Here is a 16,369-nt window from a genome sequence, read left to right on the forward strand (position 1 = left end):
ACCACCTATGAGAAAAATACTACCTATCTTCCTTGTGATGGCTGGGCTGTTTTGCCGCGCCCAAACCGCAACGACACCTGTCGCGCCACCTGATGAAACGATCATCAAAGATGAATTTTACAACAACAGGCCTTTAAATGAGATCATTGCAGATCTGCAAAAGAAGTACAAAGTCAAAATTGGGCACGATCCGGAACTGTTAAAAAAATACCGTGTCTCGTATTGGTTTGATAATACCAAACTGTTGGATGGGCTAAAAGGAGCGTTGAAAGAAACCAAAGAGCTGACGTTTTACATTGATGATGCCAACATTATTCAGATCGTCGCGAAAACGGCCACCGAAACCCTGAAAAATGCCCGGAAAGAATTTGATACCCGATTTCGGGGAGAACCAACGCGCTCAGACTTTACGCTGACCGGCAAGGTGGTGGAACGCAAAACCAATGAAAGCATGCCTTTTGCAACCGTAACCGTTCTGGGTAGTAAAATAGGTGTACAGACCAACGTAGACGGTTATTATTCCCTTTTGAAGGTTCCCTCCGATACTGTCACCATTATGGTCAGTTATGTAGGATACAAAACGGCAACGGTACACCTTTCGCCCAAAACACCTTTGCAGAATTTCACTATTGAGATCGAACCCGGCGAACAGGAGTTGGAAGAAGTCATGGTAATGGGCGAGAAAACCGAGGTGTTGAAAGCCAATGAGATTGTCGGGATGATTAAAATGACGCCTAAAAATTTGGCAAAACTTCCAAACATCGGAGAGAGAGACCCATTCAGAGCGTTTCAGTTGATGCCGGGCGTGAGTGCTTCCAACGAGTCTTCTTCAGGTTTATACGTGCGGGGCGGTACGCCGGATCAGACGCTTGTATTGTATGATGGTTTTACGGTTTACCACGTTGATCACTTGTTTGGCTTCTTCTCGGCATTCAATTACAATGCCCTCAAAGACATACAGTTATACAAGGGTGGTTTTGACGCCAAGTTTGGCGGCAGGATCTCGGCTGTGGCCGAGATCACGGGAAAGGAAGGCAATAAGAAGCAATTCAACATGGGTGCCGACCTGAGTTTGCTGAGCGTAAACGGCTTCATCGAGACGCCTCTTAATAAAAAGACAACATTATTGATCGCAGCGCGCCGGTCATATCAGGGAGCATTGTACGAAAAAATATTCAGCACATTTACGTCAGAGCGGCAGACAAATGTATCGCAGCCGGGCTTTGGCGGCAGGCCGCCGGGCGGCGGACGTTTTGGGAATAATGCCACCCAAAACCAAACGGCGAAATCTTATTTTTATGACTTGAATGCCAAACTGACCTGGAATCTGACGAAGAAAGACATCGTGACCTGGAGCCTTTATAACGGGACCGACAAGATGGATAATTCCTCGGCATCTTCCTTCAATTTTGGTCGACAGGGAATTTTTGGAGCTTCCACCGCAACCAATGATGTATCGGCATGGGGAAACTTGGGAAGCAGTTTTAAATGGTCGCGGCGTTGGAATGATAAGCTTTACAGCAATATGTTGGTAAGTTACTCCAATTTTTACAGCAATCGGGATAACACACGGGCGGTTACCAATACCATTCCTGCCACCGATACCAGCGCAGCGACTACCCGTAATGTGAACATCGGTCAGGTGGAAACCAATGATCTAAAGGATTTTACGGCGAAAATAGATTTTGAGTATAAACTTACTCCACACAACCAATTGGAGTTTGGGGTACATGCCACTTCCAATACCATCCACTATAACTATGTTCAAAACGATACGGTGAATGTGTTGAGTAAGAACGATAAAGGCACCATTTCTTCTTTTTACTTACAAGACCAGATTCGTTTATTGGATACCAAATTATTGATCAAACCGGGCATTCGAGCCAACTATTTTGATGTAACCAAGAAATGGTACATAGAGCCAAGACTGAGCGCAACGTATGCCTTGAATGAGCGGGTAAAACTTAAAATGGCTTTGGGAACTTACTATCAGTTTGCCAAACAGATCAACCGTGAAGACTTAACGCAGGGTAACCGCAGCTACTGGCTATTGGCCGATGGTAATGCATTGCCGGTAACAAAATCCAATCACCTGATCTTAGGCGGAAGCTACGAATTCAAAGAATACCTGGTGGATGTGGAAATGTACCAAAAAAACAACGTAGGTATTACTGAATACACACTGCGTTTTGTCCCCCAGATCCGTCAGGGACTGAGCGTACAGGAAACGTTTTTTAACGGCGACGAAACAGTACGTGGAGTGGATGTGTTGATTCAGCGCAAATTCGGAAAATTCAATGGCTGGATAGGATACACCCTTTCAGAAGCCGTGCGCGATGTGACAATTTTCTCTGATCGCCCGTATCATTCTGACCAGGATGTGCGGCACCAATTTAAGTTTATCGGTTCGTATCGTTGGAGAAACATTGATTTTGCCCTTACTCAAATTATATCTTCGGGCCGGCCGTATACGTCTATTGTTGGGGCGTACCAAATTACGCTCTTGGATGGTTCGATTCGGTCATTTACGATGCCTTCCGACAAAAATGCCAGTCGTTTTCCTTCTTACAATCGTTTGGATATTTCTGCTACGTACAATGCGCGGTGGGGGAGCATCGGGTTGTCGGTATTTAATCTTTATAACCGCAAAAATGTCTGGTACAAGCGTTTTGAAGTCATTACCCAAGGCGATGAAAGCGTACTTCAAACCACCAATGTCAATTACTTAGGCTTTACGCCCAACGTAACCTTTAGCTGGAAATTACATTGATCGTATCGTTATCTCTGGTTTATAAATTGAAAAAACAATGAAAGCATATATAAAAATAGTTGTATCTCTACTGGTAAGTGTATGGTTTTTAGGGAGTTGTACGGAAACAAATACCGTCATCAGTTCAAATCAAAAGCCCGTAGTGGAAGCATTTTTGGCTCCCGGTAAACCCATAAGTTTAACCCTTATGACCGTAATAGGATATTCGGAATCAGCGGATGCATCCGATTCGGTGGCCAAACCGATTGATGGCCAAACCATTAAGGTAAAGGTAAGCGACGGAAGTGTATTTACACTTCAATCAGTAGGACAAGGAGTTTATACATCCAAAAGCACTGAAGTAGTAAAATTCGGATTGACCTATACGCTGGATTTTACTTACAATGGCCTGCCTGTATCGGCTATTACTGAAATTCCTACACGGCCCACAGGTTTTAAATTGAGTAAGAATTTTGTTAATCGCACACAAATAAATTTGAGCAGCGGTACCGGCGGATTTGGAGGACCCGGCGGTTTTCAGGAAGATCGAACACCCATTGTAGCCACGTGGGATAACCCCAAAGGCGAGTATCATTTTTTAGCCTTTATTAATACGGAGGCCAATCCTGAATCCATTGTGATCTTACCGACGGATACGACAGGAACCAATCCGTTTCGATTTATTAATCGACGCTTTAATAACGAGCCTACAACGGCGCTTACAACAGATGTACAGCCACAATCGTTTCAGTATTTCGGGAAACATTATGCGGTGTTGTATCGACTCAATCCGGACTATGCGGCCCTGTATAAATCGGCAGGTACAACAACTCAGAATATCAGCACCCCCCCCACCGCAATTACTAACGGATTGGGAATTTTTACAGGGGTAAATGCTGATACGCTGATTTTTACAGTATATCGGAATTGATGTTTTTTGTAAAAAAAAGAAAACAGAGTGTTACTTTATTTAAAAAGTGCGTCTATATATGGAGAATGATCAAAAAAAATAATACGATGGTGGAGAGTAGTCAGGAAGAATGTAAATTCCGGTACATATTTTGATGATTTTCAATATAGCAAATACATAATCAAGCGGACCTGATAACCATTTATGAAATGTACCATTTCGCTTTTATTGATATAATATACCGAAGAATATTATATCAATAAAAAAAATAACAGCTTATTGGTATACTAATATTTGTCAGTTCTAAACTCGGTTAAATATTGATAAATTATTACTGTTTTTTTTTAGATTTTATTTATATAATTGCAATTGTATTCTAAAAGTTGCGCGCGATAAAACGTATTTAAGCACGTTCTTGACGTAGTAATATATTCGGATATTATGTTCTCCACACTACCTAAACTTACCACAAGGGCTGCAAAAGCAAGGCTTTTCGGTCAACAGGCCAAAGTCATTTGGTTTACAGGACTTTCGGGCGCGGGAAAAACGACGCTCGCCAATGCTTTAGAGCAAATGTTATGTGAAGAAGGCTATCTCTGCACCATTCTGGATGGGGATGCTTTGCGTAACGGAATCAACAGTAATTTGGGATTCAGCGTTGAAGATCGTTTCGAAAATAGTCGAAGGGTTGCCGAAGTGGCTAAATTATTCGTCCAAAATGGCATTATTTCGATTGTTGCTACTATCTGTCCGCACGAGCTGATGCGAAAAAATGCGCGGGAAATTATTGGAGAGAATGATTTTATTGAGGTGTATATCAATGCATCATTGGATACGTGTGAAAAGCGGGATCCTAAAGGACTATATCAAAAAGCCCGCAATGGAGTTATTAAAAATTTTACAGGAATCAGTGACATTTATGAACCGCCGTCTTCGCAAAATACCTTCGAAATTCAGACTGATTTAATGAATCTTGAACAGGCTAAAGAAAAACTCTTTCACTATATTTTACCTCAAATTTTGCCGCTCAATAAAAAAAGACCTGCGAAACCTTTTAATTTCCACTGACTATAAAGGTGTATTTTAGGTTTATTCCGAATAAGCAATAAGTAGACAGATAAAAGTAATAATAATCAATATTAATTAATACTTGGAACCATCGACTAATTGCGAACTGTAAATTCCTGAATGCCCGGAAAAAAGGTACGCAACAATGCAGGCCAGTCCAATAAAGACACCGCAATCGGCGCCAAAAAGTTCAATTCCCATCAACGTACAGGCAATAGGGGTATTTGTAGCGCCCGAAAAGACCGCTACAAATCCCATTCCTGCCAAAAGTGCCATTGGTAAGGGTATAAACAGCGCCAAAGCATTGCCAAGCGCGGCACCGATAAAAAATAATGGCGTAACTTCTCCGCCTTTAAAGCCTGCTCCTAAGGTAAATGTGGTAAAAAGGAGCTTCAGAAGAAAATCGTACACCGGCAACTCTTCTTGAAAAGAATCAATAATTGTGGGGACACCTAGCCCAATGTATTTGGTTGTTCCTGATGCCCAAACTGCTAATCCAATCACTACGCCGCCAATGACAGGCCGCAGAGGTGGGTAGGCAACATTGTTTTTGAAAAAATTACCAAAAAAATGCACCGTTTTGGAAAAAGCAAGCGCGGTCAATCCAAACAGAATTCCTGCCAAAATACTCCATAACAATGTATCAACATGCATGGTCGGTACATATGGAATGGTATAATGCGTATGGGCTACTTTCCAGGCGTGGCATGTATAATCGGCGATGAGTGCAGTAAGTAGACTTGGTAAAAGAGCTTCGTAACGCATACGTCCTACAATAAGCACTTCCAGGGCAAAAACGGTACCCGCCAGCGGCGTTCCGAAAACGGACGAAAAACCGGCACTTATTCCAATGATCAAGATAATTCTGCGGTCTTGAGGCGATAGTTTAAAAAGCCGGCTAAACTGATCGGCAATGGCACCGCCCATTTGCACCGCCGTTCCTTCCCGGCCCGCCGAACCTCCAAACAAATGCGTAACGAGTGTACCGAAAAGCACCAAAGGTGCCATTTTGAGTGGAATGATTTGCTTCGGGCTGTGAAATTCTTCAATCAATTGATTGTTCCCTTTCACAACCTCTTGTCCAAAATAATGATAGGAAGCGCCTACAATAAACCCACCGATAGGCAGCAACCAAATGATCCAAGGATGTGCTTCTCGCCAATCGGTCACCCAATGTAAGGAAACCAGAAAAAAAGCTGAGGCCGACCCCGCTAAAACACCTACGATCAATGACAAAATGAGCCATTTACCAACAAAAGTAAGTGTACGTAACTGTTGTATTTTTGAATAGAAAGACGGATTGATTTTAGTCATTCGTTCCCTCATTTGGGCTGGATTCCTGCCCGAACTGGAGCAGATAGCCGTTGTTGTCGTAAATAGCGAACTCTCTCATGCCGTAGTCAAAGGTTGCAATCGGGTAACAAACATTGACTTTATCCTTGATCTGTTCCCAAAGTATGTCAACTGTAAGCGTTGTAAAATAAAAAGATCCTGTAAAAATAGTTTTTTCGAAAGACACATGGGCATTGGGCAACGATAACATGATTTGAATATCGTCTAATTTGACGGAAGCCCAACCCCATGACTCTTGAAACGCGTCGCAGGTAAATCCAAGCGTTTGGGTATAAAAATTGACCGTGCCTGTTAAGTCGGTCGTGTAGAGCATAGGAGTGAGGCGAGTAATTTTCATGCCAATCGGAGTGAAAAAATATGAATGCGAAAAATACAAAAAAACAGCCGACTCCTTGGTGAATCGACTGCTTTTGATGGAGCGAAAGAGGATTAAAATTCAATACGATAATTCAGTACCGGCACAAGTGGCAATTGGTATGCTGTTCGAATAGCATCTAAATTTGAATCATAATAGTGGCCATACATATTTTCTCTGTTTGTAACATTTTGAATGTCAAGAGATAGTGTACTTGTAAAGCCACTTCGGTTACGTTTCCAACTTACCCGAATATCCGAACGAAAGTAGGCCGCCAAAGTCTGTGAATTGGTTTGACTGTCAATGGTGACCGTTTCTCCTTTTTGGTGGGATGCTGCTAAATCAATGGGCGTTGCCCGAAAACCGCCGACGTAGGTTGTTTTAAGATTGACTCCCAACACATTGTTTTTGTTACGACCCGTAAGCCATTCTTTTCCTATCAGAAAATTTCCGGCAGCCCCACCGTCAAAACGGGTACTGCGCCATAGTTCATCAGAACCCATATATTCAGATTTAAACAACGAACCGCTCAACATGTAATAAAAATTATTGTGCAGAAAACGTTCCAGGGTAAGTTCTATGCCGTAGTTGCGCCCTTTGCCGTTGTTAGCTAAGCGCCGCTCTACGAAGCCATCGGTGGCATTGAGCAAAGAGAAAGCATTACGCTTATCAGCACTGACCGGAACGTTGTATAATGATTGATAATAGGTTTCTATTTTTAACCGTGTGTGCTCATTGAGCAGTCGGTCGTAAGACAGGACAAAGTGTTGTGCTTTTGTAAAACCGATGTTGATGTTTGGATAATTGATGTCTGCATCCAAGAGTTTGTTGGAATAAAGGTAAAAAGACAGCGGATGCATTTGACTGTGAATGCCATAACCAAACGCCAAAGATTGCCCCGAAGCCAGATCCCACTTGATGGATCCGCGCGGTTCAACGGAGCGGCTGTTATTGAGCAATAACGCCAACGTATGTACGCCAAGGTTAGCGGTCAGTTTTTCAGACAACTTATAATTGAATTGGGCAAATGCCTGTAGTGTGCCGGTTTGTCCGTTGGAGGCTAGAACACGCTCCATTTTTTTTAGGTCACTGTTCCAAGCTTCACGAAATAAGTCGTACGATTGATGGCTCCAAATGGCACCTGCGCGTAATGCAAGTTGCGGATTGAATTTATAATTAAATGTGCTCGAAACAGCCAGTTTGCGCAACATGTAACTTTCATCATACCGAGGCTCTAAAGTATATTCGTTGGTATAGCGTTGTTGGTGAAATCCATTTTGATAAACAGAATAAAGAATTACGGTTTTGAGAAAAGCTTTTTTATTCAGGTTAATAGCATGCGTAGCTCCCCAAGCGCCGGTATTAGATTTAAAATTTTCTTCAAAACGTTTGTCGCCATTGGTTTTCCATAAAGTAGAATCAGCTTTTGATTCTCCGATGCTGTTGCTCAGGCCGCCGAAACCAAAAAGCGTGAATTTGCCGAGTTTGTTGGTGGGTAACGAAATATTATACGAAATATCCTGAAAACGCTGAGCAAAATCTCCCAGCGGAAGTCCCAGCTTAGTGAGAAGTTCAAGGGTAGAATACCGATAATTGATGAGGTAAGAACCTTTATAGTTTTTTGAGAAAGGGCCTTCGGCCGCTACATCAAGGCCCAATAAACCCGCCTGAATAGTGTATTCGCGCTTTTGATTATTACCTTTTCGGAGTTTTAGGTCAAATACACCCGACAGTGCATTGCCATATTCGGCGGGAAAAGCACCGGTCATAAAATCAGAATTGGTCAGTACCTGAGCGCTCAAAATCGAAACCCCGCCGCCTGCTGCCCCCAGACTTGAAAAGTGGTTTGGATTAGGAATGTCAATGCCTTCCATGCGCCACAGAAGACCGTTAGGGGCATTGCCACGGATAACGATATTGTTACCTCCATCGTCGGCGGCAATCACCCCCGCGTAGGCCGTAGCCATGCGGGCAGGATCATTAATGGCCGCCGCGTAGCGTTGGGTTTCTTCCACTGAAAAGGTGCGCGCGCTGACCGTTGCCATTTCATTGAGCGGTTTGTCTTTTTCCAGAGTAGGTTTAACGGTGATCTCGGAAAGTTGTGTAATGTCTTCTTCGAGTCCGGCATTGAGAATCAACTCTTTACCGGCATTGACCACTACATTGCTCATGAGCATTTCTTTGTAGCCCATCGATGTGATTTTAATCGTTTGTCTTCCTATCGGCACCTGTGTTAGCTGAAAACTGCCTTCGGCATCGGTAATGGTGCCTTTAATGGGAGCAGAACCTACCAAAATAACCGTGGCTCCCACAATCGGCGTTTGAATGTTTTTATCTAAAATTACACCCCGAATGGTTTGGGTAAGGGTTTGGGCATGAGTTGAATAGACACAAAAGAGAAAGAGAAAATGGATAAAAAAAATGACGTGAAACTTACGATTTGAGAGGGTGAGTTTTTGATTGTTTTGCATGACTGTAACGTTTATTTTACGAAAATTTAGGCAAGAAGAAACCGGTCGCAGGAGTAGCTGCGATAGGCAAAAGCGTTATTTTTAATGAGTTAAATTAATTTTTCAAGAGCGCGTGTGAACGTAAAAGGCATTTGTTTTCGTGGCTGTTTGAGAATATGACAACGCAAAGATTCCCTACCCCTATAAAGGAGCTAAAAAAACAAGAAGTTGAGTTAATCAAAGAATGGATGAAGCGTCTCTACAAAAATGCGGCAATGGCGTAGCCGATCATGACCAGGCACAGAACCACTTTCATGAAAATGCCCGTTATGAATCCCAGAAAAGAGCCAAGGGCAGCTTTCAGTGCTTTGTCGAAAGCCATACGTCCGATGAGTTCGCCAATCAAAGCGCCCAGAAAAGCACCTAAAAAAATACCTAAAGCAGGTATAACGAAGAATCCGAGTAAAAGGCCAATGGTTGAACCCCAAGCTCCGTAGTTGGTACCACCGAATTTTTTTACCCCCCAAATCGGAACATAATAATCCAATACGGCAACGACCAACGTAATGAAACCGAGTGTATATAGGGTAATTTGACCAAATTCGGCGTAACTACTGAAATGCAAACACAAAAGACCTACAAAGCTCAACGGCGGTCCCGGTAGTGGCAATATTGCTCCTGCCAAACCTACCAATAATCCTGCAATGCCTAAAATGAGTAGTAAAATATCCATCGAATTGAGTAGGAAAGGTCTTATTGAAAACCAAAAAGGTTGTTCGCACTTTAAAATCTAATGTTCAAATAACATAAAAAAGGGACATGAATCGTATCTTTGCCCACTAATTTTTGAGTGAACCTGTGTTTACTCAATTGCTCATCATAAATCACAACAATCATAAATGTCAAAAGTCTTAATTATTGGAGCAGGAGGCGTTGGAGGTGTAGTGGCTCACAAATGTGCCATGAACTCACACGTATTTACCGACATCATGCTGGCAAGTCGCACAAAATCTAAATGCGATAAAATTGCCCTTGATATTCAGGCAATGCACGGTGTAACGATCAAAACGGCCGCCGTTGACGCCGATATTGTTGCTGAATTGGTGGTACTCATCAAATCGTTTCAGCCCAAAATGGTGATCAATGTGGCCTTGCCTTACCAAGACCTGACCATTATGGACGCCTGTCTCGAAACGGGAGTTCATTACATGGATACCGCTAATTATGAGCCGAAAGACGTGGCTAAATTTGAATATAGCTGGCAATGGGCGTATCAGGAACGCTTTAAAGAAGCCGGTTTGATGGCTTTGTTAGGTTGTGGATTTGATCCGGGCGTAACGCAGGTCTTTACGTCTTATGCCAATAAGCATCAATTCGATGAGATGCATTATCTCGATATTATTGACTGCAATGCCGGAAACCACGGAAAAGCTTTTGCGACCAATTTCAATCCTGAGATCAACATTCGCGAGATCACCCAGCCGGGCCGTTATTGGGAAAATGGTGCGTGGGTGGAGATTCCCGCCATGAGTATTCATAAACCGATTGATTATCCCGGAATCGGCCCTAAAGAAAGTTATGTATTGTATCATGAAGAGTTGGAATCGTTGGTAAAAAACTTCCCAACGTTGAAACGTGCCCGTTTCTGGATGACCTTCGGGCAGGCGTATCTGACGCACTTGGAAGTTCTGCAAAACGTAGGAATGACGAGTATTGCACCCATCAAATTTCAAGGAATGGATATCGTGCCCTTAGAATTTTTGAAAGCTGTGTTGCCTCCTCCTGAATCATTGGGCGAAAATTATACCGGTCAAACATCCATTGGTTGTCAGATCAAAGGAGTCAAAGACGGCGAAGATAAAACGTATTATGTGTGGAACAACTGCGACCACGCACAGTGCTGGAAAGAAGTTAGAGCTCAGGCCGTTAGCTACACTACGGGTGTACCGGCCATGATCGGCGCGATGTTGATGCTGACCAATTCGGAATGGATGAAAGCAGGTGTGTGGAATTGTGAAGAACTGAATCCGGATCCGTTCATGGACTTGCTCAACCAACACGGATTGCCTTGGAACGAGCAAATCAACCAACCGCTTCCGCACGAATATTAATAGGTTTTCTTTAGAGGAGACATTCCAAGTTTCAAAAACTTGGAATGTCTTTTTTTCTAGCTGATCACTTCTTTGTACTGCATTCGATACAGATTGGCGTAGAAGCCGCCTTGCTCCAACAGTTCGTCGTGCGTTCCTTTTTCCTGAATCTCGCCTTTATCCAACACAATGATTTGGCTCGCTTTCTGAATGGTGCTTAATCGGTGCGCGATCACGATGGCGGTGCGGCCTTTCATCAATTTTTCAATGGCATTCTGAATTAATTCCTCGGTTTCAGTATCAACCGATGAGGTTGCTTCGTCAAGGACAATGATTTTAGGATCATGCACTAAGGCCCGAACGAACGAAATTAACTGGCGTTGACCCACGGAAAGCGTCGCGCCGCGCTCCATCACATTGTAATCGTAACCGTCAGGAAGTCTTTCGATAAATTCGTGCGCTCCCACCAATTGGGCCGCTTCGATGATTCGAGCGCGACTGATGGATGTATCGCCGAGCGTTATGTTATTGTGAATTGTGTCTGAAAACAAAAATACGTCTTGCAATACCACTCCGATGTTGCGTCTTAATGCCCCCAATTCATACTCGTGTATTTCGGTGCCATCAACGAAAATTCCACCTTTGTTTATGTCGTAAAAACGACTCAATAGATTAATGACCGATGATTTCCCGGCGCCGGTTGCACCCACAAATGCAATAGTTTCCCCCGCTTTTACATCAAACGAAATATCTTTTAAGACATATTCCTCTTCATTATATGCAAACCAAACATTTTTGAAAGAGACTTCTCCGCGTAAGGTATCAGGAGCATAGGAGCCATTATTGGCCGTAAATTCATGACTATCCAATAATTTGAGAATACGGTCGGTACTCACAATACCCATTTGAAGGGTATTAAAACGGTCGGCGAGCATTCGTATCGGTCTGAAAAACAGGCCTATAAAGATGATAAAGGCTGTTACGGTTCCGAATGTAACATTGTAGTGCATGATCTCACGAGCGCCGTACCAAACGATCAGCCCTGTTGCTGCCGCTGCAATAACGTCGGCTACGGGATAATATACCGAATAGTACCAGATAGAACGGATATTGGCATCGCGATGAACGGTGTTGATCCGCTCAAATTTACGGTATTCGCTCTTTTCAGCACTGAATATCTGCACAATATTCATCCCCGTAATGTGCTCCTGCACAAATGAATTTAAGTTGGAAACAGCGGTGCGGACTTCGTTGAAAGAATCTTTGATTTTTTCTTTGAAGATATATGTACTCACCAACATAAAAGGCACGGTAGCAAGACTGATCAGTGAGAGCCGCCAATCGGTGTAAAACATTACTCCGATGATCAACACCAACTGCAAAATATCACCTGCCACGGCGGCCATTCCGTCGCTGAATACGTCAGAAAGCGTTTCTACATCAGAAACCGTCCGTGTTACTAAGCGACCAATGGGTGTATTGTCAAAAAATTTCAGACGAAGACCAATGATTTTTTCGTACAACTGCACCCGAATGTCACGAATGATATTTTGCCCAAGCCAACCTGCTAAATACGTATTGGCAAATTGAATGACAGCCTGAACCAGCAGAATGCCGATCATGATCAGTAACATGACCACAAGACCGTTGTAGTCGCCCGTTGCGATTTGATTATCAATAGTATAGCGAATCAATAAAGGGCTTATGGGCGACAATCCGGCACTTAATAAAATGATAGCAATGAGTAGATAAAACTGTTTTTGGTAGGGTTTAATGAAGGTATAAAGACGGCGAAGGGTGGGCCAGTCAAATATTTTCCCGCTTTTTTTTTCTTCGTTCATGATGCGCCAAAAGGAGGTTTTGAAATTTGTTAACACCAAAAAGGAAAGGAAAGTTACAAAATTTCCGACCGGAATCGCAGTCTATTGTTTTTTGCGCTTTAGCCGACGGATTTTAGTAAAATACCAAGAACACTTATCCGCATTGGAGATATACCGGACGATGCCGTTCCTGTATTTTGCGAATTTACCATTGGATTTTTGTTAGTTTAAAAGGCGTATATTTAGTAACTTGCTGCAAGTTCAGAAGTCAGAAGAACAATTGAAAAAGATAAAGGACATAGCAGTGTAGATATGAGAATACTATTTTTATCTCTCTTTTTAATTGCAGTAGCACACCGGTCAATGGGACAGGGGCCTTATGCCAATAGCTGGATAAATTATAAATTGCCTTATTTTAAAATTACCGTAAAACAGGAAGGCATATACAGAATTCCCATTGAACAATTGATCGGGGCCGGGGTTCCCACTACTGCGGTGTTGGCCGAAAACATAGCGTTGTATTATCGGGGAGAAGAAGTTGCCATCAGAGTAGCTAATACTCAAAATGGTTTTTTGGTAACCGGCAGTTATATTGAATTTTTTACCCAAGGAAATACCGGTGTTCAAGACAGTTTGGTCTATCGCCCCTATTCGGCCCGCCCGCCTACCAACTATAGTTTATACAATGATGAAAGCTATTATTTTTTGACCATTGACCCAAGTCGTAAGGGAAAACGATTGGAAGAAGTTGCATATCAGGCTTCCAATGCACCCGTAGAAACGTTTCACCTTGAACGTCAGGTGAAAGAATACCGAGACGAATGGTCATTTAATAATACCAATGGATTGGTCCCCTATTTACAGCAAAGCTATTATGAGAACGGGGAGTGCTGGACGGGTAAAATGATTCAGCGTGATTCATTGGCCAAAGTAACTATCACACTTTCCGGGCGAGTGAAAACCTCTGCTTATCCCATTCAACTGAAAGCATTGATCAATGGTCGTTTTGATTCTTTTCATTTGATAGATTTTATGGTGGAGCAGCGCAAATTTGCTACGTTGAACTTTACCGGATTTGGTCATAATTTGATCACTGCTACCATTCAGGAAGCGGAGTTGCGTGCCAATGATGAATTCACGTTTGGCATGAAATCGCAACTAAATAATCAGTACGAATTGTATTCGCTTACTCGCTACGAAGTTATTTATCCTCAACGTTTTGACATGATTGGCAAAAGCACCAAGTACTTTTATTTAGTGCCAAACCCTGCCAACCGGTCAACCGTAGCTGTTGAAGGACTGAATGCGTCCAATGCGCCTCTTTTTTACGATGTTACTCAGCCACTTGAGCCCCGGGCGTTGGAAGCGCGCCTGGTGAATAATCGCTGGCAGGTATCGGTGCCGGGCACAGCTCGTGAACGTACCCTGTTTGTAAGTACGTCGCCGCAGGTGATTGCGTCAATCAAACCTGTTATTTTTAATCCCTATACTGTCGGAGCTAATTACTTGATCATTACGCATAAAGCATTGCAGGAAGCTTCTCAGACCTATGCTTTCTACCGAAGATCGGTAGAAGGAGGCAGTTACCAAGTGCTTGTTGCGGACATTGAACAACTGTACGATCAATTTAATTATGGCGAGCGCGGCCCGATCGGTATTCGCAATTTTCTCAGTTATCAATTAAGTGACGGAAAAAAAGATAAATACCTGCTACTGATCGGAAACGGGGTCAGTTTTCCGGATGTCTTAAAAACATGGCAAGACCGTGACTTTATTCCAACGTTTGGCTATCCCGGTTCAGATGTGCTCTTATCGGCGGGTTTGGGAACGGAAAATAAGGATACTCCTGCGTTGAGGACCGGACGAATAAGCGCCGCTACCGACCAACAGGTTTTATCTTATTTAAATAAAATAAAGGAATTCGAGAGCAATCTTCCGACCTTAACGACCAAAAATATTCTCCATTTGAGCGGCGGAAAATCAACGGAAGAAATAACGCAGTTGAAAGATATTCTTGAGACGTTGGAGCCGCTGGCCAAAAATTCATATTTGGGTGGGTCGGTTGACGTTTTTTCCAAGCGCACGAATGAACCGGTTGAGAATGTTTCCATTGCCAAGCAGGTAAACGACGGTTTGGGAATGATCACCTTCATGGGGCATGCTTCGCCGACCATACCTGATGTAAACATAGGCTACGCCTCTGATCCTGCCGTCCAGTTGTCCAATAAAGGGAAATATCCTTTTATGTACTTCAATGGATGTGGGGTTGGGAATGTTTTTTATCGTTATGAAACGTTGGCGGCCGATTGGCTGCTGACTCCCGGTAAAGGGGCAATCGGAGTACTTTCCAATTCGTTTTGGAGCTACCCAACCATCTCGGCAAAATATTTGACATTGCTTTATAAAACAATGTTTGGTCAGGAAACCATGTTGGGAAAACCTATCGGTGAAATAGTACAGAAAGTCAGTCATGATATTGCATCCGTTTCCGGTTCTACAACCTTGGACAGCTATGACATGGCCAATATTCATCAATTAATTCTTTTGGGAGATCCTGCGGTTGTGTTGTTTAAAATTAACAAACCGGATTATGCCGTTGAGAAAAAAGGAATATTTCTGCAGAGTTCAAAACCGTTTGCGCAATCAGATTCCATAAGCGTTGGGGTTATTGTTAAAAATACCGGAAAAGTCACTCTTCCAACGGGTAATCTTACCATTGAGCTTACTATCACTGATAGCAAGGAAACAAAATCAACCAAGACATATTCCGTTAAGACTCCAGTTAAAAGTGATACGCTGTTTTTTCGTTTCAGGAATACTGCAGGCATCGAACTGATAGAAGTTTTTTTGGACCCGGCCCGGCAAATTGATGAGATTTACGAAGGCAATAACAGTACATATCTTGTGGTTATTTGGGAGCAGATAAAACAACAAACAGTATATCCCGGAAATACTGCGTCCGACCACCTGAATCCTGCCATGGAAGTTACCATTGACGGGAGAGTAATTCAAAATGAGGCAATTGTATCATCAACGCCGGGCGTTGGGGTGCTTCTGAGAGATGACAATCCGCTTGAAGCAGATACAAATTTGGTTCAGGCATACCTGAAATCCTGCGAGACCTGTGCTTTCAAATTAATCCCGTATGGTAAACAGATTAATTATTATTTGACAGTCCTTGGCGAGCTTAAAGTATCCTATTCCCTCGGTTTGCTTCAGGCAGGAGAATATGAACTCTTGGTTCGGGGAAAAGATATCAACGGAAATTCGGCGGGAGCACCTTATCAGATTCGGTTCAGAGTCGATAAAGAGGCGAAGCCTCTTACGGTCATCGTGGCGCCCAACCCCACAAGCTATTATGCAAAGTTCATTTATACATTGTATGAGCCATTGACTCCGGTAGGTTCGGTGACGATTTTCAACATTGAAGGAAAACTGATAAAGGAGCTGATATTGATTCCGCAGGTGGGTGAAAACGAAGTGTATTGGCAAGACCCGCAACCGGGTGTATACACGTATCGATTGAGGATTGGAGAAAAGATAATTACCGGGAAGTTTATCGTTCAATAAGGTT

The 16,369-nt window shown here is 43.0% G+C and carries 10 protein-coding genes; 5 read left to right on the forward strand and 5 right to left on the reverse strand.

What is annotated here, in order from left to right; genetic code table 11:
* Positions 1 to 7: 7 nt before the first annotated feature.
* From ACQY73_RS30095 to cysC, 3 genes are all read left to right on the forward strand, one after another.
* Complete coding sequence (locus tag ACQY73_RS30095; protein WP_428657878.1) at positions 8 to 2,770, forward strand: carboxypeptidase-like regulatory domain-containing protein; 2,763 nt, start codon at positions 8 to 10, stop codon at positions 2,768 to 2,770.
* A 37-nt stretch (positions 2,771 to 2,807) separates the two neighbouring features.
* A complete protein-coding gene (locus tag ACQY73_RS30100; RefSeq protein WP_428657879.1) occupies positions 2,808 to 3,680 on the forward strand; it encodes a DUF4249 family protein in 873 nt (290 codons plus the stop codon).
* A 420-nt stretch (positions 3,681 to 4,100) separates the two neighbouring features.
* On the forward strand, positions 4,101 to 4,727 hold the full coding sequence (cysC, locus tag ACQY73_RS30105; RefSeq protein ID WP_428657880.1) for an adenylyl-sulfate kinase: 627 nt from the start codon (positions 4,101 to 4,103) through the stop codon (positions 4,725 to 4,727).
* Positions 4,728 to 4,802: 75 nt separating this feature from the next.
* Here cysC and ACQY73_RS30110 read toward each other — a convergent pair whose 3' ends face one another.
* The 4 genes from ACQY73_RS30110 to ACQY73_RS30125 form a co-directional block, all read right to left on the reverse strand.
* Entirely contained in the window at positions 4,803 to 6,041 is a 1,239-nt protein-coding gene (locus tag ACQY73_RS30110) for a voltage-gated chloride channel family protein (RefSeq protein ID WP_428657881.1), read from the reverse strand.
* Positions 6,034 to 6,417: a VOC family protein gene (locus ACQY73_RS30115; protein WP_428657882.1), complete on the reverse strand. Its 384-nt coding sequence runs from the start codon at positions 6,415 to 6,417 to the stop codon at positions 6,034 to 6,036. Before ACQY73_RS30115 ends, ACQY73_RS30110 begins: the two co-directional genes overlap by 8 nt.
* A 92-nt stretch (positions 6,418 to 6,509) precedes the next feature.
* Positions 6,510 to 8,906 (reverse strand): TonB-dependent receptor, encoded by a 2,397-nt coding sequence (locus ACQY73_RS30120; protein WP_428657883.1) that lies wholly within the window; start codon positions 8,904 to 8,906, stop codon positions 6,510 to 6,512.
* A gap of 238 nt (positions 8,907 to 9,144) precedes the next feature.
* Positions 9,145 to 9,618, reverse strand: coding sequence for a DUF456 domain-containing protein (locus ACQY73_RS30125; protein WP_428657884.1), 474 nt, complete (start codon positions 9,616 to 9,618; stop codon positions 9,145 to 9,147).
* 166 nt (positions 9,619 to 9,784) lie between these two features.
* On the opposite strand from ACQY73_RS30125, the gene ACQY73_RS30130 reads away from it, so the two are divergent.
* The gene (locus ACQY73_RS30130) at positions 9,785 to 10,996 is read left to right on the forward strand and encodes a saccharopine dehydrogenase family protein (protein WP_428657885.1); all 1,212 of its coding nucleotides are present in this window, start codon (positions 9,785 to 9,787) and stop codon (positions 10,994 to 10,996) included.
* A gap of 56 nt (positions 10,997 to 11,052) precedes the next feature.
* On the opposite strand, the gene ACQY73_RS30135 is transcribed toward ACQY73_RS30130, so the two are convergent.
* Entirely contained in the window at positions 11,053 to 12,816 is a 1,764-nt protein-coding gene (locus ACQY73_RS30135; RefSeq protein WP_428657886.1) for an ABC transporter ATP-binding protein, read from the reverse strand.
* Between the two features lie 291 nt (positions 12,817 to 13,107).
* On the opposite strand from ACQY73_RS30135, the gene ACQY73_RS30140 reads away from it, so the two are divergent.
* Positions 13,108 to 16,365, forward strand: coding sequence for a C25 family cysteine peptidase (locus ACQY73_RS30140; protein WP_428657887.1), 3,258 nt, complete (start codon positions 13,108 to 13,110; stop codon positions 16,363 to 16,365).
* Positions 16,366 to 16,369: the final 4 nt, after the last annotated feature.

It is taken from the genome of Runella sp., from assembly GCF_965279615.1.
Taxonomy (GTDB): domain Bacteria; phylum Bacteroidota; class Bacteroidia; order Cytophagales; family Spirosomataceae; genus Runella.

Bases quoted from the DNA above. Each gene is read 5' to 3' on its own strand.
- ACQY73_RS30095 (WP_428657878.1), top strand. From the start codon at position 8: ATGAGAAAAATACTACCTATCTTCCTTGTGATGGCTGGGCTGTTTTGC.
- ACQY73_RS30100 (WP_428657879.1), top strand. From the start codon at position 2,808: ATGAAAGCATATATAAAAATAGTTGTATCTCTACTGGTAAGTGTATGG.
- cysC (WP_428657880.1), top strand. From the start codon at position 4,101: ATGTTCTCCACACTACCTAAACTTACCACAAGGGCTGCAAAAGCAAGG.
- ACQY73_RS30110 (WP_428657881.1), bottom strand. From the start codon at position 6,041: ATGACTAAAATCAATCCGTCTTTCTATTCAAAAATACAACAGTTACGT.
- ACQY73_RS30115 (WP_428657882.1), bottom strand. From the start codon at position 6,417: ATGAAAATTACTCGCCTCACTCCTATGCTCTACACGACCGACTTAACA.
- ACQY73_RS30120 (WP_428657883.1), bottom strand. From the start codon at position 8,906: ATGCAAAACAATCAAAAACTCACCCTCTCAAATCGTAAGTTTCACGTC.
- ACQY73_RS30125 (WP_428657884.1), bottom strand. From the start codon at position 9,618: ATGGATATTTTACTACTCATTTTAGGCATTGCAGGATTATTGGTAGGT.
- ACQY73_RS30130 (WP_428657885.1), top strand. From the start codon at position 9,785: ATGTCAAAAGTCTTAATTATTGGAGCAGGAGGCGTTGGAGGTGTAGTG.
- ACQY73_RS30135 (WP_428657886.1), bottom strand. From the start codon at position 12,816: ATGAACGAAGAAAAAAAAAGCGGGAAAATATTTGACTGGCCCACCCTT.
- ACQY73_RS30140 (WP_428657887.1), top strand. From the start codon at position 13,108: ATGAGAATACTATTTTTATCTCTCTTTTTAATTGCAGTAGCACACCGG.